This is a genomic window from Halomonas sp. 113, from assembly GCF_904067645.1.
GTDB lineage: Bacteria > Pseudomonadota > Gammaproteobacteria > Pseudomonadales > Halomonadaceae > Vreelandella > Vreelandella titanicae.
The window spans coordinates 1-1442 of the sequence record NZ_CAJFDU010000013.1; the positions used below are offsets into that span (position 1 = coordinate 1).

Genomic DNA, 1442 nt, shown 5'->3' on the forward strand with positions numbered 1-1442 from the left:
TGAACTGACCCCATAAACTTGGACAGTGAAAAACTAAGCAGCCAAGGCCTGATTTCGGTACTGCACCGGACTCAGGCCTTTTAATTTGGTCTTAATCCGCTCGTGATTGTAGTAATGGATATAGTGCCGAATGCCCGCCTGTAATTGCTCAATGGTGTCAAAGCGGTTCAGGTAAAAATATTCTGACTTCAGCGTACCAAAGAAGCTCTCCATTGCGGCATTATCCAGGCAATTGCCTTTACGTGACATGCTCTGAATCACGCCATGCTCGCTGAGCTTACGCCGGTAAGCTGACATCTGATATTGCCAGCCTTGATCAGAATGCAGTAAAGGCGCGTCTTGGTCGGCCAACTTAGCCAAGGCTTTCTTGAGCATCCCCCCTACCAGCGAGTACTGCGGCTGTTTCTGCATTGAGTAGGACACGATTTCCCCGTTGTAGAGATCCATCACAGGCGACAAGTACAGCTTTTCGCCTCGGATATTAAACTCCGTGACGTCGGTTACCCACTTTTGGTTGGGTCGTTCAGCATGAAACTGGCGGGCAAGAAGATTGGGAACACTGGCCTGTTGTCCACGATAGGAGCGGTATTTCTTCGGGCGTACCAGCGACTTCAAGCCTAGATGCTGCATTAGGCGCTGGACTGTCTTATGGTTGACCTGCTCGCCCGACTGACGCAACGCTGCTGTGATTCGGCGATAACCGTAGCGGCCTTTGTGATGCTCGTAGAGGACGTGAATGCGTCGCTTCAGACCAGCATGCCGATCTTCCAACTGCTGAGCCCTTGCCTGATAATAGAACGTACTACGCGACAATTCTGCTACTTTTAGCAGCACCGCCAAAGGGTGGCCTTGCTTCAGCTCAAGGACTATCTGCGCTTTTTCTGCGCGGCTTGTTCTTTTGCCTGACGCAAGGCCCTCAACTTTTTTAGGTAGGCCACCTCAGCACGCAAGTACTCATTCTCTTGGAGCAACTGCTCCAGCGAGCTCTTATCCGTCAGTGGAAGTGGGGGCTTTGGGGGCTCTGTTGTAGGCATCTTCGTCGGACGTCCTCGGGCTTTAGGCTCCAACGCTTGGAAGCCTCCTTCATGATACTGGCTTTCCCACTGCCGTACGACGCTCGTACCACCTCGAATATCGAACAGAGTCGTCGCTTGTAAGGCTGATAGCTCCTCTTGCCTCATCTGTTGCAACACCGCTAATTTGAACTCGGCGCTGTAGTGGGTGAACTTTTTCTGCAAGCCACTTAGACCATGCTGTTCAAAGTGTTTAACCCAACGCCTGACGGTTGTAGGGCCAAGACCGTACTGTCTGGCCAGACTCTTGTAACCCTGCTGTCCTTCTGCGTAGCGTTGCACTACTAGTAACTTGAACGCTTCATTATGTTTCGTCATGAAAAACACCCCAATCGTTGGATGAGCGTCCAACTTTTGGGGTGCAGTTCA

Annotated in this window: 1 protein-coding gene; it reads right to left on the reverse strand. The window is 51.4% G+C overall.

Translation table 11 applies throughout. The features are described 5' to 3' along the window. Positions 1–33: 33 nt before the first annotated feature. A protein-coding gene (locus YERSI8AC_RS00065) for an IS3 family transposase (RefSeq protein WP_223827930.1) occupies positions 34–1391 on the reverse strand; the annotation gives its coding sequence in 2 pieces (ribosomal slippage) (positions 34–909 and positions 912–1391; 1356 coding nt in all). Positions 1392–1442: the final 51 nt, after the last annotated feature.